At 39.8% G+C, this 24,967-nt stretch carries 22 protein-coding genes; 4 read left to right on the top strand and 18 right to left on the bottom strand.

Going from position 1 to position 24,967, the window contains the following annotated elements; all coding sequences use genetic code 11:
• Positions 1-490: 490 nt before the first annotated feature.
• The 12 genes from DTK66_RS00385 to pth all read right to left on the bottom strand — a co-directional run bounded on the left by DTK66_RS00385 (position 491) and on the right by pth (position 14,771).
• Complete coding sequence (locus tag DTK66_RS00385) at positions 491-1,027, bottom strand: DUF7010 family protein (RefSeq protein ID WP_191667414.1); 537 nt, start codon at positions 1,025-1,027, stop codon at positions 491-493.
• Between the two features lie 295 nt (positions 1,028-1,322).
• Positions 1,323-2,843: a lysine--tRNA ligase gene (gene lysS, locus DTK66_RS00390; RefSeq protein ID WP_191667415.1), complete on the bottom strand. Its 1,521-nt coding sequence runs from the start codon at positions 2,841-2,843 to the stop codon at positions 1,323-1,325.
• 20 nt (positions 2,844-2,863) lie between these two features.
• Positions 2,864-3,874 carry a tRNA dihydrouridine synthase DusB gene (gene dusB / locus DTK66_RS00395; protein ID WP_153929780.1) on the bottom strand — a complete coding sequence of 337 codons (1,011 nt, stop codon included), beginning with the start codon at positions 3,872-3,874 and terminating at the stop codon, positions 2,864-2,866.
• Between the two features lie 111 nt (positions 3,875-3,985).
• Complete coding sequence (gene hslO, locus DTK66_RS00400) at positions 3,986-4,906, bottom strand: Hsp33 family molecular chaperone HslO (protein ID WP_191667416.1); 921 nt, start codon at positions 4,904-4,906, stop codon at positions 3,986-3,988.
• A gap of 89 nt (positions 4,907-4,995) precedes the next feature.
• On the bottom strand, positions 4,996-7,110 hold the full coding sequence (gene ftsH, locus DTK66_RS00405) for an ATP-dependent zinc metalloprotease FtsH (RefSeq protein ID WP_153929778.1): 2,115 nt from the start codon (positions 7,108-7,110) through the stop codon (positions 4,996-4,998).
• A 225-nt stretch (positions 7,111-7,335) separates the two neighbouring features.
• Positions 7,336-7,878 (bottom strand): hypoxanthine phosphoribosyltransferase, encoded by a 543-nt coding sequence (gene hpt / locus DTK66_RS00410; RefSeq protein ID WP_153929777.1) that lies wholly within the window; start codon positions 7,876-7,878, stop codon positions 7,336-7,338.
• Entirely contained in the window at positions 7,875-9,263 is a 1,389-nt protein-coding gene (gene tilS / locus DTK66_RS00415) for a tRNA lysidine(34) synthetase TilS (RefSeq protein ID WP_191667417.1), read from the bottom strand. Before tilS ends, hpt begins: the two co-directional genes overlap by 4 nt.
• A 1-nt stretch (position 9,264) precedes the next feature.
• Entirely contained in the window at positions 9,265-9,747 is a 483-nt protein-coding gene (locus DTK66_RS00420; RefSeq protein WP_153929775.1) for a S1 domain-containing RNA-binding protein, read from the bottom strand.
• A gap of 178 nt (positions 9,748-9,925) precedes the next feature.
• Positions 9,926-10,282 (bottom strand): FtsB family cell division protein, encoded by a 357-nt coding sequence (locus tag DTK66_RS00425; RefSeq protein ID WP_153929774.1) that lies wholly within the window; start codon positions 10,280-10,282, stop codon positions 9,926-9,928.
• 100 nt (positions 10,283-10,382) lie between these two features.
• Positions 10,383-10,655, bottom strand: a complete 273-nt coding sequence (locus tag DTK66_RS00430) for an RNA-binding S4 domain-containing protein (RefSeq protein ID WP_153929773.1) — start codon at positions 10,653-10,655, stop codon at positions 10,383-10,385.
• A complete protein-coding gene (gene mfd / locus DTK66_RS00435; RefSeq protein ID WP_191667418.1) occupies positions 10,652-14,191 on the bottom strand; it encodes a transcription-repair coupling factor in 3,540 nt (1,179 codons plus the stop codon). The genes DTK66_RS00430 and mfd overlap by 4 nt, the downstream gene beginning before the upstream one ends.
• A gap of 19 nt (positions 14,192-14,210) precedes the next feature.
• Positions 14,211-14,771 carry an aminoacyl-tRNA hydrolase gene (gene pth, locus DTK66_RS00440; RefSeq protein ID WP_153929772.1) on the bottom strand — a complete coding sequence of 187 codons (561 nt, stop codon included), beginning with the start codon at positions 14,769-14,771 and terminating at the stop codon, positions 14,211-14,213.
• 332 nt (positions 14,772-15,103) lie between these two features.
• On the opposite strand from pth, the gene cbpA reads away from it, so the two are divergent.
• Entirely contained in the window at positions 15,104-15,742 is a 639-nt protein-coding gene (gene cbpA / locus DTK66_RS00445) for a cyclic di-AMP binding protein CbpA (RefSeq protein WP_191667419.1), read from the top strand.
• 132 nt (positions 15,743-15,874) lie between these two features.
• Here the strand turns inward: cbpA and DTK66_RS00450 are convergent, their stop codons facing one another.
• The 6 genes from DTK66_RS00450 to acpS all read right to left on the bottom strand — a co-directional run bounded on the left by DTK66_RS00450 (position 15,875) and on the right by acpS (position 21,729).
• Positions 15,875-16,666, bottom strand: a complete 792-nt coding sequence (locus tag DTK66_RS00450) for a 2-keto-4-pentenoate hydratase (protein WP_191667420.1) — start codon at positions 16,664-16,666, stop codon at positions 15,875-15,877.
• Positions 16,667-17,050: 384 nt separating this feature from the next.
• The gene (gene codA, locus DTK66_RS00455; RefSeq protein WP_191667421.1) at positions 17,051-18,289 is read right to left on the bottom strand and encodes a cytosine deaminase; all 1,239 of its coding nucleotides are present in this window, start codon (positions 18,287-18,289) and stop codon (positions 17,051-17,053) included.
• On the bottom strand, positions 18,280-19,656 hold the full coding sequence (locus DTK66_RS00460; RefSeq protein ID WP_191667422.1) for a cytosine permease: 1,377 nt from the start codon (positions 19,654-19,656) through the stop codon (positions 18,280-18,282). The genes codA and DTK66_RS00460 overlap by 10 nt, the downstream gene beginning before the upstream one ends.
• A 192-nt stretch (positions 19,657-19,848) precedes the next feature.
• Positions 19,849-20,223 carry a type II toxin-antitoxin system PemK/MazF family toxin gene (locus DTK66_RS00465; RefSeq protein WP_153929768.1) on the bottom strand — a complete coding sequence of 125 codons (375 nt, stop codon included), beginning with the start codon at positions 20,221-20,223 and terminating at the stop codon, positions 19,849-19,851.
• A 13-nt stretch (positions 20,224-20,236) separates the two neighbouring features.
• Entirely contained in the window at positions 20,237-21,367 is a 1,131-nt protein-coding gene (alr, locus tag DTK66_RS00470; protein ID WP_191667423.1) for an alanine racemase, read from the bottom strand.
• The gene (gene acpS, locus DTK66_RS00475; protein WP_153929766.1) at positions 21,364-21,729 is read right to left on the bottom strand and encodes a holo-ACP synthase; all 366 of its coding nucleotides are present in this window, start codon (positions 21,727-21,729) and stop codon (positions 21,364-21,366) included. The genes alr and acpS overlap by 4 nt, the downstream gene beginning before the upstream one ends.
• Positions 21,730-22,056: 327 nt before the next feature.
• On the opposite strand from acpS, the gene dltX reads away from it, so the two are divergent.
• From dltX to dltB, 3 genes are read left to right on the top strand one after another with little or no spacing between them, the layout of a single operon-like run.
• Entirely contained in the window at positions 22,057-22,197 is a 141-nt protein-coding gene (dltX, locus tag DTK66_RS00480) for a teichoic acid D-Ala incorporation-associated protein DltX (protein ID WP_003665629.1), read from the top strand.
• A 21-nt stretch (positions 22,198-22,218) separates the two neighbouring features.
• Positions 22,219-23,745 carry a D-alanine--poly(phosphoribitol) ligase subunit DltA gene (gene dltA, locus DTK66_RS00485; protein WP_191667424.1) on the top strand — a complete coding sequence of 509 codons (1,527 nt, stop codon included), beginning with the start codon at positions 22,219-22,221 and terminating at the stop codon, positions 23,743-23,745.
• Positions 23,746-24,963: a D-alanyl-lipoteichoic acid biosynthesis protein DltB gene (gene dltB / locus DTK66_RS00490; protein ID WP_191667425.1), complete on the top strand. Its 1,218-nt coding sequence runs from the start codon at positions 23,746-23,748 to the stop codon at positions 24,961-24,963.
• The last annotated feature ends 4 nt before the right edge of the window (positions 24,964-24,967 follow it).

A 24,967-nucleotide genomic window follows, 5' to 3' on the forward strand; every position in this document is an offset into this window, starting at 1 on the left:
CAACTTGTCAAGAAGAAATTCTAATTATTTTAGAATTTCTTCTTGATCGATAACTCAATCAGCAACTTTATTAATATATCATGTCATCAATCTGATGTCAACAATTATTTTTAACTTTTTTGTTAATCCATCGTAACAGCACTTAACTGTTTTGACAACGATAATTACTATACCGTGCTTTCACCTTCTCGTCAACACTTTTCTAATAACTTTTTTCAGCAATTTTACGTTAGCGAACTATTTCAATTATAAGGAAAGAAATAATTTGCCTTTTACTGTAAATTTCAGAACAAATATGGCTTAAAAGTAAAATGCAGCCTTTATTTAAGAACAAAATCAAAAGACTGAAAAAATTTATTTTCTCTCATCCGCAACTATTTTTACGAACAATAGCAAAATAACATGGCAAGTAACCACAAGGCTCAAGTCCAAGGATGAACGATAATTAACCCGTGACATGCTAAGTATCGTTTTGGTTTAGCCAACCACTTTATTTAATCCTTCTTAAATGTTCAAATATCAAGGCAATGCAAAACACAACTACCGCCCCAACCATAACTAACGCTAAAATGAATGGGGTAAAATTTAGTCCCACAAATAAAGCCAATATTGAAATTATTATTGACGAGACTAAATAAACCCTAGAATTATACAACCAACTATAAGGCAGTAAATGAGCACCAAAAATGATTGCCAAAACCATTAGCATTTTATTAGGAATAGTTGGATAAATCCACATTGCAATCAAGAGATATAAAAGTTGGTTTGTCGAAAATAGCATTCCTAATTTTGTTAACGGGTTCGCCTTGTTCTGAAAATCAACATTAATGAATCGGGAGACAACAAAGGAAATTGGCAAAAGAGCAGCAGTACATATAAATACTAATAAATTCTTCGTCAGGATTGGAATAGCGAGTAATTGTACTACTAAAATACCACTCCATACCACAATGGAAGCAAGGATTATATGTATTCCTCGCTTCTGCTTCACGATGCAATCTTCCTTTAACATTGCTAATTGATCCATCAATATCCCCACCTTTGTGTTGTAAATTGATACCCATTCTATCACATTAGCCATATGCTTATTAACATTTTTTCGGTAGAGTTAGCTTTTACTTGCAATATTTTTTACTCATAAAAAAGAACCCGTAACCTTTCAAAGGTGCACGAGTTCTTTTTCTTGGACTGACTTTTTATCAGTTTATTTTCAAACAATAATATATTTATGGTGTACACACCACTGACTGGAAATTCTTTTAGGGCTAAAGAATCCTAAGCTTAAAAATCCGTAAAGCCTACCATCAAGTCCTTTTACAGGCTTACTTTTTCTTCTTTTTACCCTTCTTACCGTTTTCTTCTTCCTTTTCGGGACGCATTGTTGGGAAGAGGATAACATCCCGGATTGACTTTGCATCAGTTAATAACATTACAAGACGGTCAATACCAATTCCCAATCCACCTGTTGGCGGCATCCCATATTCAAGTGCTTGAACATAGTCTAAATCAACGGGTTCAGCTTCATCATTACCATTAGCCTTTTCTTTAGCTTGCATTTCAAATCGTTCTTTTTGGTCAATTGGGTCATTCAATTCACTAAAGGCATTAGCGAGTTCACTACCATCGACATATAATTCAAACCGATCTGTCATTGCTGGATTATCAGCATTCCGCTTTGCTAACGGTGAAACTTCAACTGGAAATTCATAAACGAATGTTGGCTGAATCAAAGTATCCTCAACAAACTCTTCAAAGAATGCATTTAAAATATGTCCCTTTGTCCAGTAGGGTTCGTATTGAACATGGTGTTCATCCGCAAGCTTCTTTGCTTCGTCATCAGTCATTTCCTTGCTAAAGTCAACGCCAGTCTTTTCTTTAACTGCATCAACCATGGTAATCCGCTTAAATTCACCACCAAGGTCAATCTCATGTCCTTGATACGTGATCTTACCATCATCAGAAACAACCTTTGCTGCTGCCTTAACAATCCCTTCTGTTTCATCCATTACATCTTGGAAATCAAAGTAGGCAGCGTAAGTTTCCATCGTCGTAAATTCAGGATTATGGTGAGGGTCCATCCCTTCATTACGGAAAATCCGGCCAAGTTCATATACCCGTTCAAAGCCACCGACAATCAATCGCTTCAAATATAATTCTGTTGCGATTCGCAGGTACATATCAATATCAAGAGCATTATGGTGCGTGATAAATGGACGTGCATTAGCCCCACCAGCTTGGGTGTTCAAAATCGGGGTTTCAACTTCGGTAAAGTCATGATCATCCATGTATTTACGAACCGCCTTAATAATTGCCGTCCGCTGGTGGAATCGTTTAAAACTTTCTGGATTCGAAATCAAGTCGAGGTAACGCTGACGATAAATAGTTTCTGGATCAGTAACACCATCCCACTTATTGGGAAGTGGACGTAAAGCCTTAGACAAGAAGGTAATTTTATGCGCCCGCACAGTCAATTCACCAGTATCGGTCTTAATAACATCCCCTTCAATCCCTAGGAAGTCACCAATATCAGACCGCTTGAAAATATGGTATGGTTCGTCGCCAACCATATCTTTACGAGCGTATACCTGAATCTTACCGGTACGGTCAACAAAATCAGCAAAGCCTGCTTTCCCGCTGCTCCGCTTTCTTGTCATCCGTCCCGCAATAATAACCTTAGCGCCCATCTCGTTTAATTCTTCTTTATCGTATTGATCGAATTTATCGTGTAAATCTTGTGCAAGGTGATCCCGCTTAAAGCGACGGCCGAATGGTTCAATCCCAGCCTGCTTCAATTCTTCCATTTTTTCACGTCGAACACGCATCTGATCTAACTCTTGTGACACTATCTTCTCCTCCTCGTAATTTAAGCTTGCTTCCGCGCTGCTTTTTCTGCTTCACGCTGGGCAGTTTGTTCAGCAAAACGGTCAAAAATCTCATTCATTTCAGCCAGTGTCTCTGCTTCTACCAATGCTACTTTGGTCCGTGCAGCTCGTGGAATTCCCTTAATGTAATAAGTTGACAATCCACGGAATTCGCGCACCCCGACATACTCACCTTTTAAATCCACCAATCGATTAAGGTGGTCTTTAGCCATTTTAATCTTTTGCTCGGGAGTAGCCTCGGGAAGCAGCTCACCAGTTTCTAAATAATGTTCGGTTCGTTTTAACATCCAAGGATTACCCATGGCAGCACGACCAATCATCGCCGCTGTTGCTCCTGTCATATCAAGAATCTTCTTTGCATCCTCTGGCGTCCGAACATCACCATTAGCCATAAATGGGATTTTCAATTGACTCGCTACTTCTTTTAGTATATTCCAATCAGCATGTCCCGTATACATCTGTTTTCGCGTTCGGCCATGCATTGCAATAGCACTAGCACCGGCACGTTCAGCAGCAAGCGCATTTTCCACTGCTAAAATATGTTTGTCATCCCAACCAGTCCGCATCTTAACGGTTACCGGCTTCTTTACTGCGTCAGTAACATAAGATACCATTTCATATACTTTATTTGGATCTAACAACCAGCGGGCTCCAGCATCAGTCTTGACTACCTTATTAACTGGGCATCCCATATTAATATCAATAACATCCGCCGCAGTATGTTGGTCAACATACTTCGCTGCTTCAACTAAAGTCTCTTTGGTCCCACCAAAAATTTGAATCCCCATTGGATGTTCAGTTGGGTCAACATCCATCATATTTAACGTGCGCTGATTATGGTACATGATGCCCCGGTCTGAGATCATTTCACAGACAACATAACCAGCACCAAATCTTTTACAGATAACCCGAAAAGCCGAATTTGTTACTCCAGCCATTGGAGCAACGACAACTTGATTTGGAATTTCAACGTTACCGATCTTCCACTTCATTTTTTCACCTCATTACTGTATAAGAAACTGCGCTGGCCTTCCAGTTTCATTATTTAAAAATTGTCCGATAACTCAACTATCATAGCATATCAAACCGTGAAGCACCAAAAATTAATTTTTATTCTGCTCTTCTTGATTATTTTTAGCAGTCATTTTGGCATAAATAGCCTTTAACTCATCCTCATTAAATTCATATTTCTTCCCACAAAATTGACAAACGGTTTCTGCATGATGATCTTCATCAATTAACTTCTTCATGTCATCTTTAGAAATACTTTCTAAAGCATGAGCAAATCGTTCCTTAGAACAATCACACTCATACCGAACTGGCATCGTTTCAAGAATCTTCAAATCATCGCCAAAAATTTTCTTTAAAATATCTTCAGGGGTGTCGCCATCACGAAGCAATTGTGAAACCAATGGTAGTTCTTTTAATGTCTTTTCTAATTTACTAATCTCTTCATCGCTTGCTCCTGGCATTACTTGAATCATAAAGCCACCAGCAACATCAATACTCTCATCAGGATTAACAAATACGGATAACCCAACGGCTGATGGAATTTGCTCTGATTGAGCTAAGTAATAAGTAAAGTCATCCCCTAATTCTCCAGACACTAAATTGACTTCACCAGTATAGGGTGTTTTATCCCCTGGTGCCATTTTGGTAACAGAAAGGGTTCCTTTATCGCCAATCGCCTGTGCAACATCAATCTTTCCCTTATCATTAGCAGGTAATGAAACATGTGGATTTCCCATATACCCTTTTACTGTTCCTTGCGCTGTTCCATCGGCCACAATAAAGCCAACTGGTCCATTCCCTTGAATCTTAACTGTCATTCCTGCTTCACCTTGAAGACTGGAAGTAGCTAATAGTAAGGTTCCAATTAGCGTACGACCGAGGGCAGCAGACGAAGCACTCCATGTATCATGAATTTGGTGTGCTTTTTCTACAACCTGGGTGGCATTAACTGCATAAGCCCGGAACTTACCATCTTTTGTCATGCTTTTTACTAAATAATCAGTTGTTTTCATTTTAAATTCCTCCTTAAAATTATTTAAAGAAAAACGGAAGACCCGCCACCCGCCCATCAGGTTTTGTTTCTTCCGTCTTTTCAACAAGTTTACTTATTATCAGTATTATCTGAATCATCACTCGACTGTGATTTATTATCAACATCATCAGGCGTAGAGTTATCGTTATCATTTTGATCACTCTGTGCTTCATTATGACGTTCATTCTCTAGTCGTTCAAGTTCACGCTTGGATTCTTCAAAAGTTTGGGCGCGTGCTTCTTTATCTTCCGCAGCCACATCTTTATCTGGAATCTTCCCCGTCTTATAAAGACTAAGGATTTGCTTTTCATCAAGCGTTTCGTACTTAAGCAATGCTTCAGCAATTAACCGGTGTTGTTCACGATGGGTCTCAATGATATGTAAGGCCGTTTCATGTCCTTCCATTAAGATCCGACGAACCTCTTCATCTACCAAAGCAGCCGTCTTTTCTGAGTAAGGAGATTGATCGTAGCCTTGACCTGTAAAGACCTGACCAGAACTTTGCAGTTCTACTGGACCAATCTTGTCACTCATTCCGTATTGGGTAACCATCGAACGAGCAATTTGGGTCGCTTGTTCAAAGTCATTAGAAGCACCAGAGGATTGTGACTTAAAGATAATCTCTTCAGCCGCACGACCACCCATTAACCCGGCAATCTGTTCCATAGCATTCTTCTTTGACATTAACATCTGGTCTTCTCGTGGCAGCATGATAGCATAACCACCTGCACGACCACGAGGAACGATGGTAACCTTATGAACAACTCGTGCATCATTTAATACTAAACCAACAATTGTGTGACCTGCTTCGTGGAAAGCAACAGTCTTCCGTTCTTGTTCAGACTGAACCCGGTTATGCTTAGCTGGTCCAGCAATTACCCGGTCTTCTGCTTCATCTAAGTCAGCCGCATCAATTTCTGTTTTGTTACGACGAGCAGCTAATAATGCCGCTTCGTTTAGGAGGTTAGCTAGGTCTGCACCAACAAAGCCTGGTGTCTGCTTAGCAATTTCTTTTAAGTCAACATCGCTTGCCATTGGCTTATTCTTAGCGTGAACCCGTAAAATAGCTTCACGACCTTTGACATCCGGACGACCAACCAAAATCTTTCGATCAAAACGACCTGGCCGAAGAAGAGCTGGATCTAAAACGTCCGATCGGTTGGTAGCAGCCATAACGATAATTCCCTCGTCACCTTGGAAACCATCCATTTCAACAAGCAATTGGTTTAATGTTTGTTCACGTTCATCATGGCCGCCACCCATACCGTTTCCACGGCGTCGACCAACGGCATCGATTTCATCAATGAAGATAATTGCTGGAGCAGCCTTTTTAGCTTGTTCAAACAAGTCACGAACACGGCTAGCACCAACACCGACAAACATCTCAACGAAATCTGAACCAGAAATTGAGAAGAATGGCACACCTGACTCACCAGCAACGGCCTTGGCAAGCAAAGTCTTACCAGTTCCTGGAGGCCCCTCTAGTAAAACCCCAGATGGAATCCGCGCACCAAGCTTGGTGAATTTCTTTGGATTCTTTAAAAATTCAACAACTTCAACTAACTCTTGCTTTTCTTCTTCTTCACCAGCAACATCCGAGAAACGAACTTTATTTTTCTTGGCATCGGCTGGCTTAGCCTTTGTCTTCCCAAAGCTCATAACTCCACGGCCGCCACCGCCCTGGCCTGCTTGACCCATCATCATATAGAAGAAGAAAATCATGATGACAAGCGGTAACACGGTCAACAATAAGTTCATCCAAACACTATTAGATTCTTCAGCTCGTGTACTGATTTTCACATTATGCTTATTAGCATATTTTTGAAGCTGACTAATAGTTACATCACTTTCCAGAACCGAACTCTGGAATTGGGTAACCTTACTGTTTCGTTGCGTAGCAAGTGTAAAGCCGCTATTTGTGGTAGCATTACTGTTATTATTTGACTGGGGTTTACGATAACTACCAGTAACTTTGTAAACACCACCATTAGGCTGAAGCTGAACACTCTTAACTTTATTACTCTTCAGTTCGGAGATAAACTCGCTTTGTGAAACTGTCTTACTTTGACCATTCGATGCATTGCCACCGAAGAAGAAGTAAGCAATTCCCATAATACACAAGAACATCACGGCGTAGAAGAGAACGTTATGAGTAAAATTGTTCTTTTTACGATTGTTGTTCATAACAACCTCCTATCTACCAGCAACGATATTTTTATAATTGTAGTCACTATCATAGCATATTTGACAAATATTGACCATTAATTTCCCATAAGAATTAACAGTTTTATTATCAATATTAATAATAATACCTACTATAGATTTACGGATCTATAAAACCCAACCTTAATTAAGAATATCTTTAAATTATGGTTGAAAATTACCCGTCTATTTAATTATCCAACATTTTTAATCATTTTGGTACACAGATGGCTTCAAAATTCCAACATATGGTAAATTACGGTAAAAGCCCTTGTAATCTAACCCATAACCGACAAGGAATTCTTTGGGAACGGTAAAGCCGACGTAATCTGGATCAACATCCACTTCGCGACCCTCTGGCTTATTTAATAAGGAACATACTTTAATGCTCTTAGCACCACGGTCAGCTAGTAGGTCCATTAAATATTTTAAGGTATGACCAGTATCAACAATATCTTCCATGATTAAAACATGGCGATCTTTTACGTCTGTTTTTAAGTCATGAATAAGTTTTACTTTTCCTGTTGAACCCAAACCGCCAAAATAGCTTGAAACATCGATAAAATCTATTTGAGCCATAATATCCAGTCGTTCGATCATGTCAACGGTAAATAAAACGGCGCCGCTTAGGACAGAAATAATAATTGGACGTTTATCCTTATAATCTTCTGTTAAGTCCTTTGCCAATTCATCCATCCGTTTGCCAAGCATTTCTTCACTATATAGAACGCGCTCAATATCGTTATTCATTTATTTTTCTCCTTATCTTTTATACCAATAAAACACAATTGCCATTTTTCCTGATAATCATCAGGGCGGTCCAGCCAGCTCCATTTGTGGTTAACTAACCAAATTACATCATCATGCGCATCAACGAGAACTAATTGTTGCTGCCGTTGTTCTTGCGAAACCTTCTGATTAATTAAAATGCGCTTAACTCGCTGATGATGTCCACCCTTTAATCGTAATTTATCTTCTTTTTGCCATCTCCGTAATTGTAATGGAAATTGCGCTGGTGAGATCCACATTGGCATTACTGCAGTCCCACCACCAAAAAACATCCGATTAAATGAAATAGCAATAGTAGTTTGCTTATCCACTTGGTACCATTGTTCCAATTCTATCACATGCGCTTGGGGCTTTTGTAGGTTCTCAAAATGATTCTTCGCTTTTTTTATTAAACCGATTGAATACTTTTTTTCAAAGAGGAAATGGTGTGGTAATTCAACCTTTTGCTGGGGCTTGTTTTGATTTTGAATTAGCTTTAAAAGCTCATCAAGCTGATTGTTTTTTATATCATATACTTGTTGTTCATTTAACCATCGTTGTAAAAGTATTATTTGAACATCATCATGTTTTGCCAATAGCTTGTCGAGCAATAAGTTTCCATTGTTATCAGTTAATTGTGATAATTGCTCAGCACTTTCTTGCTGCTGCCAGGTCATTAACGCTGATAATTGCTGATGATAATGTGCTAAGTGAGATAACAACTGTGGATTTTCTTTTTCTAATAACGGAATAATCTCATGACGAAAACGATTTCGTTGAATGCTCAAATCATGGTTTGTCTTATCTTCGTACCACTTTAATTGATGCTTACTAGCATATTGCCGCAATGTATCTTTGCTAAAAGGAAGCAACGGCCGTACCAATAGTCCATCAGCAAAACTTCGCTGATCTTCAATCCCGACTAGCTGCCTAAGCTGCCCCCCACGAACCAATTTCATTAGCATTGTCTCAGCTAAGTCATTTTGATGGTGAGCTGTTATTAAAACAGAAGCGGCGTTCTTCTTCATTGTTTGTTTAAAAAATTGATACCTTGCCTGGCGAGCTGCATTTTCAATTCCCTTTGGCGGATGCTGCTGCAAAGGCCAGTGCGCAACCGCTAAATCTAATTGGTGACGGCAACAATACTGTTGGATAAATTTTTCTTCCTCCCAGCTTTGTGACCGCAATTCATGGTTCATATGCGCAACAATAACGTGCGGTCGCAAGTTAGCAGGCAAATGTTGTAACAAGTCAAGGAGAACCATGGAATCGACACCTGTTGAAACAGCTACTACTACTTTATCCTTTGCAGTAAAAAAGCGACTCCTTTGCAGGTGCCGCTCAAATTCTTGTTGTAATTCTAACATGTTAGCTCCGACGACCGCCACGGCCACCACGCTTACCGTCAGTCTGTCGTTTTAAGGTAGATAACCGTGATTCACTCTCTTTTAAGTATCCTGCTAACATGTCGTTAAAGTCTTCGTGGTGATGGCTATTATGATGCCGTCCACCACCAAAGCCGCCACGGAGATTATCGTGGTGACCATGAAAATTATTATTCCGCTCGTGATGGAAACCACGATGATGGTCATTTTCATGATGATCTTGATGTTCATGAGGAGCAGCAGCCTTGATTGAAAGGGCAATCTTACCATCATCACCAATCCGTGTTACTTTTGCAGTAACTTCATCCCCAACTGCTAATACATCATGGACGTCCTTAATGTATTTATCGGAAATTTGACTGATGTGTACTAATCCTGTCTGATTATCATCTAAATCAACGAATGCACCAAAATTAGTGATTCCTGAAACCTTACCTGAAACCTTTGCTCCAACTTCAATTGCCATGAAACCTATAGATCCTCCTCGAACCATCTCATATTTTGTATTTGAGTATACCATAACTTTGCTAATCACAAGCATGGAAATACAATAAAAATCAAGACTGCATCTCAGTCTAATTATATTCTTAATTTTAACATTTAAATCTTTTTTACCCTACTCTAAATATTTCATTTTATGATCATTAGTTCAAGTTATAAATTGTTTCACCCTTCTTAGAGTAATTATACTTTGAACGAATAACTTGCTGAATATAATCGGGATTATGCAACATTTTTATTTGTCGTTGCAATTGTTGATTTTTTTGTTTTTGTTTTGTTAATTGTGACTGTGCTTGCCGAATATTACCATTAATATCCGCTAATGTCCGTTTACTTTGAAAAATTTGAATTCCAAAAATTAGGAATACCACAAAGAAAACGGCAACGATTCGCTTACATCGTCGCTGATGTACTTGACGGTTCCTAACCTTTTCATTAGAAACTTGACGGGCATATGGGGTATTTAGTTGTGAAATTTTACCATCAGATTGTGCTTTCATCTGACATTCCCCTCCAATTTTACTTATCACGTTTTAAGTATAGCAAGTTAACGCAGAGAATGTCTATATAAATATCAACTTTTTTATATCTTAGAACACATTATAACTGGTCAAAGGATTGCGCATAGGTCTCATCTAAGATCTCGTACATATCCTCGGCTTCACTTTTTTTAGTGGTTTCAACAATCCGATTGATCTTAACGGTCTCTGTTTTATTACCGAATTTGATTGTAAGGACATCACCAACCGCTACCCTACTTGACGATTTTGCCGGTTGGTCATTAATCAAAATCCGTCCTTGATCAGCGATCTCCTTAGCAATTGATCGCCGTTTAATAATTCGTGAAACTTTTAAAAATTTATCTAATCTCATTTTGTTTCTCCTTGTTCATCGTTTTGAATAACTTCACCTAATGCCGTGATAAACTGAAGCAACTGGTGAAGCCAGTCATCTGTGGTCATCTTTGGCTGGATCACCAGTCTAATCGTTACTTTATTGCTATCCTCACCAATTGTTGCTTTAAACCTCGTCTGGGCAAGTTCTTTAATAATTGCTGGCGCTTTAATTAAGCGGCTTGCCCGTTCTGTAAATGTAATATTGATATTATCTCGCTGTCGTTTTATCTCTTCAATCATCGCCAAATCGGCATGGTTCTTTAATTGACTAACCAGTAAAAGGGTCCCGACTGCTGCTGGATAATCGCCAAAGCGGTCAATCAAATCTCCCTGAATATCAATAATCTCATCATCAGTTTTTGCTTGCCGGATTGTCTTATACAGTTCAATTTTTTGGCGCTGATCACTTACATAATCACTAGGAAGGTATGCTTCAACACCCAGTTCAACTTCTGCATCAGAATGAATAGTTTGTTTCTTCCCTTGCTTTTTTGCAACTGCATCACTTAGCATTGCAGAATATAAATCATATCCCACCGAATCGATAAAACCATGTTGCTGTTTTCCTAATAAATTACCGGCCCCGCGAATTGCCAGGTCCCGCATTGCAATCTTAAAGCCCGATCCTAATTCGGTAAAATCCCGGATTGCCGCTAACCGTTTTTCACCTAACTCAGTCAGAACTTTATTAGGCTGATACATGAAATAAGCATAGGCTACCCGGTTGCTCCGCCCAATGCGCCCCCGAATCTGGTATAACTGTGCCAAGCCCATGCGATCAGCATTTTCAACAAAAAGCGTATTGGCGTTAGGAATATCAACCCCAGTTTCAATAATTGACGTGGTTACTAATACATCATAATTACCTTGAATAAATTCATATAGAACTGTTTCAAGTTCATTTTCACTCATTTGCCCATTAATGTATCCTATTCGTGCTTCAGGAACCAGCTCTTGCAAATGAGCAACTGTTTCTTCAATATCATGCACCCGATTGTGTAAGTAATAGACCTGCCCGCCTCTTTGCATTTCACGCATAATCCCATCACGAATCGCCCCACTATTTTGTTCCATTACATAGGTTTGGATTGGGTAACGACCAGCAGGCGGCGTTTCGAGTACTGATAAATCCCGCACTCCGAGCATCGACATATGAAGTGTCCGCGGAATGGGGGTAGCAGTGAGTGTTAGCACATCAACATTATTCTTAAGTTGTTTTAGCTTTTCCTTATGTTTAACCCCAAACCGTTGCTCTTCATCAACAATCAATAAGCCTAAATCCTTAAATTCAACATCCTTTGACAAAATACGATGCGTCCCAACGACTACATCGACACTTCCATCCTTTAGCCCCGCCTCTGTTTCTCGCAATTCCTTAGGGGTCTTAAAGCGGGACATCAATGCAATATTAATAGGGAATCCTTCAAAGCGCCGTTGAAGCGTATCAAAATGTTGTTGTGCAAGGACAGTAGTTGGGACTAAAAAGGCAACCTGCTTACCACCAGTAACCGCCTTAAAAATTGCCCGCATTGCCACTTCAGTTTTCCCGTAACCAACATCCCCCACTAACAAACGGTCCATTGGTTTCGGCTTTTCCATATCCGCCTTAATTTCCGTAATACTACGCAATTGATCGCGTGTTTCATTGTATGGAAAGTTCGCGTCAAACTGCTTTTGAAGATAGTCATCTTTAGGAAAGGCATAACCTTTTTCCGCTTCCCGTTTAGCATAAAGATCCACTAACTCATCAGCAATATCTTCAATTTTAGACGACACCCGTCGCTTCGTCTTTGCCCATTCATTTCCCCCCAGCTTATTTATCCGGGGCGTTTTAGACTCGGATGAAACATACTTTTGCACAAGGTTTAATTGTGTAACCGGAACATAGATCTGGGCGTTATTCCGATAATTGATAACCATGTAATCTTGGTGCACGCCATCAACTTCCATCGTCTTAATGCCGCTAAAAATTCCAATCCCATGATTAACATGAACCACATAATCTCCAGGCTTCAAATCAGTATAACTCTTTAGCCGTTCTGCATTCGCTAACTTCTGCGGTCGATGACGAGTCTTTTTTACTTGTTTAAACATCTCGCCTTCAGTAATAACTACCAGACCAGCGATTGGCATTTCAAACCCATTATTTAAATTAGCAGCAACAATTTGAACGATATTGGGTTTGATATTTGTTAGTTCTGTTTCGGTTGCCGTAATCCCAAAGTCGTCCAATGTTCTTGCAATTTGCTTTCGCCGTTCAGGACTATTAGCCATTAAAATTACTGTTTGCCCCTGCTCTATCCATCGCTGTAATTCAGCTTTAAGAAGTGGCATTTGCCCAAAGAAGCGTTGCATCGTTCGGCTTCCTAGGTCCGTAATTTGCGACAGCTTAATATTTCCCAGTCCTTTTTTAAATAAGGCCCCGTAAATTTGCGCATGCTTATCTGTTTTTATCATCGCTGCAACATCATTACCGAGATCAGGAACAGTCGTCATTTGATGGTGGGCAACTTTGTCTTTAAACCAGCCACCATCTTCTTGAACCATCTTTTTTGCCGTCTGCTTAACGCGTGTAAGATCATCAAAGTAAATTATTCCGTTATGTGGTAAGTAATCGAACAGCGAATGTTTAGTCGGGTAAATAAGATTACTAAATTCCAATAACTCATTAGTTAAGCGGTGGCTTTTAAGGGCATTTAGTAAGGGCTCAAAGCGATTAGCTAATTGTTGCTTTATGTCAGCATCTTCGCCAGCTAACGTCCCGATTAGCTGTTCATATTCATCACTAAGCGCTTGCTGGACACGGGGAAATTCTGCCGCTGGTAAAATAAAATCAGTGGCTGGCAAGATTTTAACCGCTTCAATGTTATCAATACTTCGTTGCGTACTGGCATCAAAATAGCGGAGCGAATCAACCTCGGTATCAAATAAGTCAATTCTTACCGGATTATCAGTATTAAGGGCATAAATATCAATAATTGAGCCCCGAATTGCAAAATCTCCTGGTCGCAATACCATTTTTTGAAGCTGGTAGCCCATTGCACTCAACTGGTGACGAATTTTTTCTTGATCAACCTCGCCACCAGTTTTAATATTTAATGTCGCCTGCGCAAAATATTCTGGGGAGATTACATTACGACGCAACCCTGCTGTTGAAGCGACAATAACCGCCTGTTCATGATTAACAAGGGCATTTAACGCTAAAACCCGTTGTAATCGATAATTAGGTGAACTAGTAGCAACTTCTGCCGCTAATACTTCTTCGACGGGAAATTGGTAAACTTTATTATCTGGCATAAGATTGTCAAGGTCGCTCGCCAATTCCTGCATATGTGAAATCGTATCAGTCACAACTAATATTGGCTGATTAGTCTGATTGGCAATAGCACTAAGCAAGACCGTACGAACTGATCCTGAAATCCCCGTTATTAATTGATGCGTAGCTGGTTGAAGTTCCGCCACGATTTGCTTAAATGATGGCGTCTTCTCAATTAAATTTTCTAGCTGCACCACAAACGCCACCTTTCTTTAACTAGTTATATTCGTTCATTAACTTGGCAAAATCTTCTCCGTTAATCCAGTCTTCTAGTGCGTGTTCTGCTTGCAGCACCGCCTGATCAAATGCTGGGCGTTCGTCCTTAGAAAATTTTCCGAGGACATGACTAACAACCGTTCCATGTTGCGGATGGTCAATTCCCACCTTTACCCGGTTAAAATTTTTAGTTCCTAGTACATTAATAATGCTTTTTAAGCCATTATGACCACCAGACGCTCCATGAGTCTTTAAGCGTACTTTACCCACTGGCATATCTAAATCATCATTAACAATCACAAGGTCATCAAGGTCAACATCATAATAATCAACTAATGGACCAACTGCCCGCCCTGAATCATTCATAAAAGTTGTTGGTTTGACTAACATTACCTTTTCACCATTAATCACCCCGCTAACTGCTACCGCTTCCTGCTTGAGGTGGGTAAACGCTCCTAAATGGTAGTCGCGGGCTAACTGGTCAACCACCATAAAGCCAGTATTATGGCGGGTTTCATCATAGCGTGTCCCGATATTTCCTAGGCCAACAATCATTTTCATGTTATTTCATCCTTTCACGCAAAAAAGCCGCACGGTAACTTTCTTTCCGTCCAGCATATCTTTTAAGTTAGTAGTATTATACCTTATGTTACTTTTTTCTACACGCTATTTGAGACTGCAAAAAAACTAAATTTCTTATCAGCCTTTTTCTTTCGAGTATTACAAAGACTAAGGATAAACGATGATCAGGCTAGCCTGTTAACTTTTCTGTCCAACTTAGTCAATTTTCTTGTCGCAAAGGGCATCTTTATTTTCTCTAATCTTTTTCTAATATTTTAATAAAAATGTGTTATTATAGTGAGTGCATTTAATCGATAAAAAGGATGTTAAATATGATTTTCAATTCATTAATTAAACCAAAATCAACTTTAACTACACTTCCAGAAACAGCTACCCTTGACGAGGCACTTACTGTCTTGGAAGATACTGGTTATCGTTGTGTCCCCGTGTTAGATAAGTCTGGCAAAATTTTTCGAGGAAATATTTATAAGATGCACCTTTACCGGCACAAGTCCCGTAATGGTGATATGAACCTGCCAGTAACCGCTCTCCTGAAAAACGCAACAAAATTTATATCAATCAATGCTGCATTTTTCTCCATCTTCTTTGCAATCCGTGATTTACCATATATTGCAGTCTTAGACAATGATAATCAATTTTACGGAATTTTAACGCACAATAGTCTTTTGAGGATGCTAGCTGCCGGTTGGAACGTCAATAATGGTAGTTATGTATTAACGGTTATTACACCAGATGAACGCGGTGCCTTAGTAACCGCGGCAAAAGAAATCACCCGCTTTTGCCAAATTGTCAACGTTATCTCGCTGGACCCCAAAGATGAAACGATGAAACGAGTCCTCTACACTCTCCCCGCTAACATTACCCAAAAAACAATGGAACGAATCGTTAAACGCCTTCAAAAAAAGGGCTTTGAGGTCCCGGAAATTGAAGATCTTCATCAAAGCTACTAACATTACTAAAGCGACCTGTGATTACTATAACCACAGGCCGCTTTTTTGAGTCCTCAAAATATTAATTTCACTTGGTGATTGCTCACCTGATTCATTCATCATGCCATCCCCCCTTTCAATGCAAGCAATAAACTACTTAGCATTAACTACTACGTTACCAAAACCTTTATCAAACTTCACTTCCCATTTGCCGGCGGTGAGCTTTGGTGGTAATACAAATGTTCCAGATGATACCATTTGTCCCTTAGTAAATGTCTTTCCTTGATCAGCTAACTTTTGGACCAACCATTGTAGAGACTTAAATGGGTTCCCTAAAACTTCTGATGATACGCCTTCTTTTAGCTTTTCACCATCTTTGTACAATACAGCATGGACATTAGCAGCATCATCAACGCTTTCAAATGCCTTATCAGCATCTCGTTCTTCTCCATATACGACAAGACCACCAACAGCACAGTCGGACATCACATTATACTTGCCTAATTCTGGGAACCAGTTAGCAAAACGAGCATCTGGTAATTCCAAGTCTCCAGCAACAGTTACCTTATGGAACAAATCTTCTAACGAATCAGTCGGCTTTAAATCTTCTTTAGCACGGAATGCCAATTCAACTTCTAGCAATGGTTCATTTAGTTTTTCTAAATCTACATCTGCTGGCGACTTGAGGAAACATTCTTCAACTTGTTGACCATACAATGGTGAATCAGCGTCAAACATATCTTGCGTTTCTTTACTTGTAAGCGACACTTTATAACCAGCAGTTGGCTTCCCCTTTAACTTAACCACTTCATCTTGAACCGCATATGCTGTATCATCGTCTGTCACAACTTCTTTCCAATCACTTTCTTCTAACGGTGTATTAGTATCATAAGCCTTAAAAAGTGCCTTAGCGAATTCCTCTTGTTTTGCGTTTAATTCAGTCATAATAATTACCTCCAATAATTTATAATTCACAATTTAGAAAGAAAAAAGCACTCCTACATTGCAATCCTGCAATTGTAAGAGCGCTTCCGCACGGTACCATCCTACTTTAATTGATCTATTCTGATCAACTATCTCATTCACAAACTATCATTTGTGGCCAAGATAATGGATGGCAGCCAACCTAAGCCTACTTAAATTCAGCCGGTAACTCGGGAACGATTAATTCTTAAATATCTTGGCTAGCTTACACCACCCGCTAGCTCTCTGAGGCTAATACTTAATCATTATTTCCTTCAATGTTTTTCTCATCTAAATTTAATTGTTGAGTATAATATACAGACTAACGTTAAGCTTGTCAATAACTTTTATGAGATTTTTTTAATTTCATTTGATGTTAATCTTAGTTTCTGCTGGCTTCGTCTCTGCTAATACTTTACCATGACGAATATTATAAAGTACTTCGACATGTTTATTAAGCGCATTATAGAAGTCCGCCGCATTTAAGATGATACAGTTAGCTGGTTTGCCAACTTCAATCCCATACTTATCACTAATGTGAAGCGTCTTGGCACCATTGTAAGTAACATAATTAAAGGCATCTTGTAATTGATGGTAGCCCATTAAATGAGCAATGTAGACCCCCATGGTAACGGCATCAAGCATATTACCATTACCCAGTGGGTTCCATGGATCTTGAATATCATCTTCACCAAAGGAAACGTTAATTCCGGCTTCCGTCAACTCCTTAATGCGCGTTACGCCCCGACGCTTTGGATAAGTATCGAAACGGCCACCAAGGTGAACATTAACTAACGGGTTAGAGACAAAGTTAATATCACTCATCTTTAATAGGCGGAAAAGTTTATAAGTATAGGCATCATTATATGAACCCATCGCAGTCGTGTGACTAGCAGTGACCCGGTCTTTCATCCCTCTTTCATATGCTTCAGTAGCTAATACTTCAAGGTTGCGTGAAGCCGGATCATCAATTTCATCACAATGTACATCAACTAAACGGTCGTACTTGTCAGCTAGTGCCATTAAAAAGTGAACTGATTGCCAGCCGTATTCGGTCGTAAATTCAAAATGAGGAATCCCCCCAACAACATCTAATCCTTCTTTAACTGCCTGTTCCATTAATTCACGGCCATGAGGATAGCTAAGAATACCTTCTTGTGGGAAAGCAACTAATTGGAGGTCAATTTGGTCCTTTAACTCTTCTCGTAATTCCAATAACGCCCGCGCCGCAATTAAATGAGGGTCAGTAACGTCAACGTGACTCCGAACGTGCTGGAGGCCATGACCTACCATATTTAAGAGCGTCTTTTTTGCGCGTTTTTTGACATCTTCTTTAGTTAAATCTTGTTTACGTTCACTCCAAATCCGAATTCCATCAAATAGTGTTCCAGATTCGTTCCATTCTGGCTGACCAGCCGTCAATGTAGCATCTAAGTGGACATGTGAGTCAACAAACGGTGGTAAAAGAAGGTTCTCCTGACCATCAATCACCTTTTCACCGTTCTTAGGAGCTAACCCCGCACCGATTTCGCTGAATTTTTCATCCGTAATTCGCACATCAACTAATTCTTTATGATTATCTACATGCACATTTTTTAATAACATAATTGCTCTTCCTTTCGGTCAACCAGTGACATTATTCCATAATATAGAATACCACTCAAACACATATCAATAAATGTTGCACCAATTGTATTAACAAGCAATGGCAATTGATGAACAAACAGGAAGAAGATCACGCCAGCGGCAAAGACCGCAATAGCTACCCAGTTTACACCACCACGATACCAATACTTGCCGCCAACTTTCCCCAGCTCATCAATGTCGTAGTGCCGATGAGCACGGAAGTAGAAATCTGTACAAATAATCGCGATGGTTGGTCCCAACACCATCCCAACATAATCAAGAAAAGATTCAAACGCACTTAAAAAGCTTCCGACAAACATTGGGATAAAAGTAACAATCGTGGCAAGTAAAACGACAATCCACAAGGAGTATTTGAGCTTAAGCTTAGTGAAAATATTTGACAACGCAGAGCCGGCAGCAAGAAGATTAACCGCGTTGGCTGTCATTGAGGTCAAAATAATAACCAATAGTGCTACCACTCCCAAGCCCAATTTGCTAGCAATCGTCGATGGATCAGAGTTATTAGCGTTATATACACCGCTTGAAATAGCAATACTAATCGTTGATATCAGTCCAATAAAGGCAAACCAGATGACACCAAGCAAGGCACCACAAAATGGGGTTAACGTTGCATTCCTTTCCTTAGCAGTAAAGCGAGTAAAATCAGCCCCCGCCGTTACCCATGCTAGGTTAAAGGCAGCTACGTAATCAATTGCAGCCCCAACTGCCATCCTAGAACGAGCCGGCACATGCCAGTTGACAATTTGACTAAAGGATACGGTCTTAAACACCGCGATTGATTCCCAAATAACAAACACCAGCACCAGAATAATTCCCAGTCGTTCAATCATTTGCACCGAGCGTGAACCGCTTGACACACTGATAATATGAAGAATACTCATAATAATGATTCCCACTACCAAGCCAAGATAACCGCCATGTTGTCCCCAAACCGGCCACCCCAGCAAGTCATGAAATAAGAGACTGACCGACTGCGCGGCGATAAATGTATTCACAGCTGTCCAACCAATAAATTGGGTAATATTAACTAGTGATGGCAAATAACTTCCACGTTCCCCAAAAGATGCCCGGCTAAGGCTCATTGTCGATACTCCGGTTTTGTAACCGATGTATCCGACTAGACTTAAGAATACATAAGATAAAGCAGAGGATAGCACCAGTACTTTCATTGCTACCGCAAATCCACAAGCTGCTAACACCCCGCCAACAAACCACGTTCCGTTATTTGCGTTTGCGCCTACCCAAGTAGCGAACATATCCCAAGTATTGGTCTTTCTACTATTCATCGGGATACTAAAAATTGTTGTATTCTTTTGCTCCTTCACGAGAAGATCCTCCTTAACCATAAAAAAAGCCCTAGTCCCTTTAATTGGTCCTAGAGCTTTACAAAAGGCGCATGGATTGATTGTGGTCACTATCCATGCTATTATTTCGTCTTTTGTAGTCTCTCTGGGCTACATTAAAAGAACCGTTGTTAATTTAACAGTGAGTATACGTGTTTTCTTATCCCTTGTCAATCACTTATTTTCATCGTAGGCCGCGTTTAGCCCCACACTAATCGTCAATGCGCGGTCTACTTTTTCCATCGTTGCTGGTGATAAGTGAGCAATCCGATCTTTTAACCGTTGTTTGTCGATCGTGCGAAGTTGTTCTAATAAGATAACTGAATCATGCGTTAATGGTAATGACTTACCCTTGAGTTGAACATGGGTTGGCATCTTTTTCTTTTGCATTTGCGCCGTAATTGCCGCGATGATTACGGTTGGACTATAGTGATTGCCAACATCGTTTTGAAGGATTAATACCGGTCGGACGCCCCCTTGTTCCGAACCAACTACCGGGGATAAATCAGCATAATATATGTCGCCCCGTTTTACTTTTCGCTTTGTCATTACCTTCGCTTCCTTAATCGTTACTTTGTTGATATACGCGGTGTACGCGATTGCTAATGTTAGTCAAAATTTCGTAATTAATTGTTCCGGCCTGTTCTGCCAAATCATTCGCTGTGATTTCTTTTTCCCCAGACTTTCCCATCAACACAACGGGCGTGCCAACTGGATAGTATTTTGGCAGTCTAATCATCATTTGATCCATACATACTCGACCAGCAATCTCACAAAATTGACCATCAACTAATACTTTATATCCGGTCATACAACGCGGATAGCCATCGGCATAACCGATCGGCAGCGTTGCCAGCCATTCATCCTTAGCTGCCGTGTAGGTTGCCCCATAGCTGACTGAACGACCGGCTTTTAGCTTTTTAACAAATGCAATTGAAGATACCAATGAACTTACTGGTTGTAGGTCCAATGTTAATTTTAAATCATGTCCCGATGGATTCTGCCCATACATTGAGATTCCCATTCTAATCGTGTTAGCTGTAATGGTCTCTTGATGCCATAAGCCAGTTGCAGAGTTAGCCATGTGGACATATGGCGGAAGGTGATCAATACTTGCCACAAATTTTTGCCAGCACTGAACCTGGTGGTCAAAGTAAGTCGCGTCAGGACTATCTGCCGTTGCAAAATGGGTAAACATCCCTTCAAATTCAAATTCTGGATTATTAAGAAGAGCAACTGCTTGTTTAAACGTTGAAATATCCGTAAAGCCGATCCGCCCCATTCCAGAATCAATGCCAAGGTGAACCTTTAATGGCTTCTGGGGCTTAACTACCTGTGCTAATTGATGGTATTGTTCCAACCAATCTAATGAACCGACAGTTAGCGAAACTCCTGCTTCTGCAGCAATAACCGCATATTCTACTGGGGTAATGCCCAAAACAAGAGTCAACGCTTCGATCCCATTATCACGCAATTCAAGGGCCTCATCTAGAATTGCTACGCATAATCCATTGGCCCCGCCATTTAAGGCTGCATTAGCAACAGGGATTAAACCATTTCCATAGGCATTTGCCTTGACGACCGCTAGGATCCGACTATTTTCCGGCAACGCCTTTTTTTGTTCTTGAATATTATGACGTAAGGCATCTAAGTTAACTATTAATGATGTATCACGCAAACGACCATTAATCATTTTTCATTCTCGCTTTCTAAAATTACTTCAGTCATTACTAGGGATGCAGTATGGCTCACCGATGCATGAGCACTACCATTATACGGCGACTTAGTAATAATCGGGGCACCATATTGATTATCGACAATCTCAACATCTTGAAAACCAAGCTTAGACCCGATCCCTGTTCCGTATGCTTTTGCAAAAGATTCCTTTAATGACCACCGGCCTGCTAAATATTCAGCAGCACGCTGATTACTAAGTTCACTATACTGTTCTTGCTCGGCCGGGGTTAAGACATGTTGAATAAATTGGGCGTGAGCAGCAGCGGCTTTTTTTACCCGCGCTATCTCTGTAATATCAATACCAATTCCTTTTATCATTATCTTTCGTCTCCTTTGCAACTGCTGCCTACCGCTTAATCTTATCTAATCTCGCTTATTCTTGCAATTATTGTTATATAAGTTTATTCACAGGTAAATAATGAAATTTTATAAATAAACTTTATATTTTTCTAGTTACATTTAGCAAAGAAAAAGTTATAATTTTTAAGGCAACAGCATTCTTATTTTAGAACACCTCATTAATTTTTTCTTAAGTTTTTTACAGTAAGCTGAAAGTGGCTCACACTATTGGCCGAGATACACGATTAATGGTATTCTTGATATGTATGCCAATTATAAATTTATAAAGATGAGAGAAGGAGAAATATGGCTCAGATTATTCAACGCCATCCTGCATTACGATTCATCTTAAAAACATTATTTTACTTTGTAGTGCTCTTATTATTAATATACCTTTATGGTTATTATGGAGCAGGCCAAGAGCCATTTATCTACAACGAATTCTAATGCGGAGGAAATAGATAATATATGAGTAAAAATATTATTACTGTCTTTGACCAAGTCGCCAAGGACAACTCAACACGGATCGCATATGACGAAATGGGTAAAACCACTAGTTATGCAGATTTGCATTCGGCAGTTGATACACTAGCAGCGTGGCTTAATGATCAATCTCTTCCTGATCGTAGTCCCATTCTAGTATATGGTGACCACCAAGTTGAGATGATTGTTAGTTTCTTAGCTGCATTAAAATCAGGTCACACTTATATTCCGGTTTCAAATGATTCTGCTATCCCACGAATGCAATCAATTTTGGATACTGCTGAACCCGCAATGATTATTGCAGTTAATGATTTTCCGGCTGATGAATTGCACTTCGACGCCCCAATCGTCGATAACCAAAAACTCGCAAGTATTCTAGCAGCTCCACGATCATTTACTACTACTTCAATGATTGATGGTGATGAATTAGCTTACGTTCTTTTTACTTCCGGTACCACTGGGTCACCAAAAGGGGTCGAAGTTAGTCATGACAATTTTATGACTTTTGTTGATTGGATGCTTAGCGACCAATTCGCGCTTAAACGTCATGCAAATTTCTTAGGTCAACCACCATATTCATTCGACCTATCAAATATGTACTGGCTACCAGCCCTTCTTAGCGGCGGGACAATCAAAGCTCTCCCTCACGAAGTTGTCGAGAACTTTGGACAGATGTTTACCGCACTTCCTAGTTTAGACCTCGAAGTGTTTGTCGGCACCCCATCTTTTGCTGACATGCTAATGCTTAGTCCTGCATTTAACCAGCAAAAAATGGCTAACCTAAAGACATTCTTGTTCTGTGGGGAAGAATTAACAGTCAAAACAGCTAAGGCGCTTCACCAACGATTCCCCGATGCCAAAATCTTTAATACTTACGGTCCAACAGAAGCAACGGTTGCCGTTTCTGGAGTCGAAATCACTCCCGAGGCCATAGAAAATAATGACCGGTTACCAGTCGGCTACGCAAAACCAGGCGTTAAATTATCGATCTGGGATGGGGATCATGAAATTACTACCCCTGGTCAACAAGGGGAGATCATCATTAGTGGTAACAGCGTTGCTCGTGGTTACATGAACAACCCTGAAAAGACAGCCAAATCATTCTTTAAGATTAACGGTACCCCAGCTTATCGGACTGGGGATGCCGGCGTGCTTGATAGTGATGGTCTTCTCCACCACAAAGGGCGGATGGACTTTCAAATTAAGATTCACGGTTTCCGTGTTGAATTAGATGAAGTTCGGGCAAGCTTAGAAAAGAGTCCTCTTATTAAGCAAGCCGTAGCAGTTCCTAAATATAACAAGGATGGTAAAGTTACCCACCTAATCGCTTATGTTATTCCACAAGAAGCAAGTGATGATGACGCAAACTTAACCAAACGAATCCGTGAAAGCTTAAATGGATTAATTATGCCTTACATGATGCCGACTCAATTTATTTACCGCGATTCATTCCCAATGTCTGCAAATGGCAAGATTGCAGTTAAGCAAATGATTGCTGAGGCTAATAAGTAAATGATTGATTGGATTTCAAATCTTCCAAATTATAGTGCTTATGGTACCCCGGTATACTTTTTCTATTTACTTCTTGCTATTTTACCGTTGGGAATTGGCCTTTACTTTGGGAAGAGATTTAGCTGGTATGAGGCATTAATTAGTTTCATTTTTATCTTTTTAATGTTCGATGGATCAAGCTGGCAACAAGGTATTTCATTGATCGGGTATGTTATTTACCAAACAATTTTAGTGATGGCATATCACCACTACCGCCAAAAGAAAAATTCAAGCGGCGTGTTTTACCTTACCGCTGCCCTCTCAATCCTACCGATCGTTATTGTAAAATTATCACCTGCAATGGTTGGTCATAACTCATTACTAGGTTTTCTCGGTATAAGTTACTTAACCTTCCGGGCAGTCGGAACCGTAATCGAAACACGTGATGGGATGATTAAGGAGATTTCGCCATGGAAATTTATCCGTTTTATTCTCTTCATGCCAACCATCACTTCTGGACCAATTGACCGTTACCGACGCTTTGAAAAAGATTATAAAAAAGTACCAACAAGAGAAGAATATCTTAATCTTGTTAATACTGGTATTTTCTATCTTTTCCTTGGTTTCTTGTATAAATTCGTCATTGGTTACTTCTTTGGACAACGCTTTTATCCATTCTTTGAACGCGCTGCATTAACCGATCCTTCATTTCCTTCATGGAACCTGATTGGTGTAATGTATACGTATGGTTTCTACTTATTCTTTGATTTTGCTGGTTACTCACTATTTGCAGTAGCAATTAGTTACTTCATGGGTGTTCGGACCCCGATGAACTTTAAGCAGCCATTCAAATCCAAGAATATTAAAGAGTTCTGGAACCGTTGGCACATTAGCCTTTCATTCTGGTTCCGTGATTACATTTTCATGCGCTTTGTCTTCTTAGCAACAAAGAAGCGCTGGTTCAAAAATCGTAATGCCTTGTCATCAACAGCATATATGCTTAATATGTTATTAATGGGTTTTTGGCATGGAATTACTTGGTACTATATCTTGTACGGTTTCTTACATGGCCTTGCCCTTGTTGTTAATGATTGGTGGCTTCGCTTCAAACGTAAGAAACTTAAGCAGTTACCACATAATAAATTCACCACTGGAGTTGCAATCTTTGTTACCTTTAACTTTGTAATGTTTACATTCTTAATCTTTAGTGGTTTCTTAGATACTTACTTGTTTAAATAAATTT

Source organism: Limosilactobacillus walteri (genome assembly GCF_014830205.1).
Classification (GTDB): domain Bacteria; phylum Bacillota; class Bacilli; order Lactobacillales; family Lactobacillaceae; genus Limosilactobacillus; species Limosilactobacillus walteri.

What these genes read in the sequence shown, in the direction of transcription:
- DTK66_RS00385 (WP_191667414.1), bottom strand. Translation starts at nt 1,027, where the DNA reads ATGGATCAATTAGCAATGTTAAAGGAAGATTGCATCGTGAAGCAGAAG.
- dusB (WP_153929780.1), bottom strand. Translation starts at nt 3,874, where the DNA reads ATGAAGTGGAAGATCGGTAACGTTGAAATTCCAAATCAAGTTGTCGTT.
- hslO (WP_191667416.1), bottom strand. Translation starts at nt 4,906, where the DNA reads ATGAAAACAACTGATTATTTAGTAAAAAGCATGACAAAAGATGGTAAG.
- ftsH (WP_153929778.1), bottom strand. Translation starts at nt 7,110, where the DNA reads ATGAACAACAATCGTAAAAAGAACAATTTTACTCATAACGTTCTCTTC.
- hpt (WP_153929777.1), bottom strand. Translation starts at nt 7,878, where the DNA reads ATGAATAACGATATTGAGCGCGTTCTATATAGTGAAGAAATGCTTGGC.
- tilS (WP_191667417.1), bottom strand. Translation starts at nt 9,263, where the DNA reads ATGTTAGAATTACAACAAGAATTTGAGCGGCACCTGCAAAGGAGTCGC.
- DTK66_RS00420 (WP_153929775.1), bottom strand. Translation starts at nt 9,747, where the DNA reads ATGGCAATTGAAGTTGGAGCAAAGGTTTCAGGTAAGGTTTCAGGAATC.
- DTK66_RS00425 (WP_153929774.1), bottom strand. Translation starts at nt 10,282, where the DNA reads ATGAAAGCACAATCTGATGGTAAAATTTCACAACTAAATACCCCATAT.
- DTK66_RS00430 (WP_153929773.1), bottom strand. Translation starts at nt 10,655, where the DNA reads ATGAGATTAGATAAATTTTTAAAAGTTTCACGAATTATTAAACGGCGA.
- pth (WP_153929772.1), bottom strand. Translation starts at nt 14,771, where the DNA reads ATGAAAATGATTGTTGGCCTAGGAAATATCGGGACACGCTATGATGAA.
- cbpA (WP_191667419.1), top strand. Translation starts at nt 15,104, where the DNA reads ATGATTTTCAATTCATTAATTAAACCAAAATCAACTTTAACTACACTT.
- DTK66_RS00450 (WP_191667420.1), bottom strand. Translation starts at nt 16,666, where the DNA reads ATGACTGAATTAAACGCAAAACAAGAGGAATTCGCTAAGGCACTTTTT.
- codA (WP_191667421.1), bottom strand. Translation starts at nt 18,289, where the DNA reads ATGTTATTAAAAAATGTGCATGTAGATAATCATAAAGAATTAGTTGAT.
- DTK66_RS00465 (WP_153929768.1), bottom strand. Translation starts at nt 20,223, where the DNA reads ATGACAAAGCGAAAAGTAAAACGGGGCGACATATATTATGCTGATTTA.
- alr (WP_191667423.1), bottom strand. Translation starts at nt 21,367, where the DNA reads ATGATTAATGGTCGTTTGCGTGATACATCATTAATAGTTAACTTAGAT.
- acpS (WP_153929766.1), bottom strand. Translation starts at nt 21,729, where the DNA reads ATGATAAAAGGAATTGGTATTGATATTACAGAGATAGCGCGGGTAAAA.
- dltX (WP_003665629.1), top strand. Translation starts at nt 22,057, where the DNA reads ATGGCTCAGATTATTCAACGCCATCCTGCATTACGATTCATCTTAAAA.
- dltA (WP_191667424.1), top strand. Translation starts at nt 22,219, where the DNA reads ATGAGTAAAAATATTATTACTGTCTTTGACCAAGTCGCCAAGGACAAC.
- dltB (WP_191667425.1), top strand. Translation starts at nt 23,746, where the DNA reads ATGATTGATTGGATTTCAAATCTTCCAAATTATAGTGCTTATGGTACC.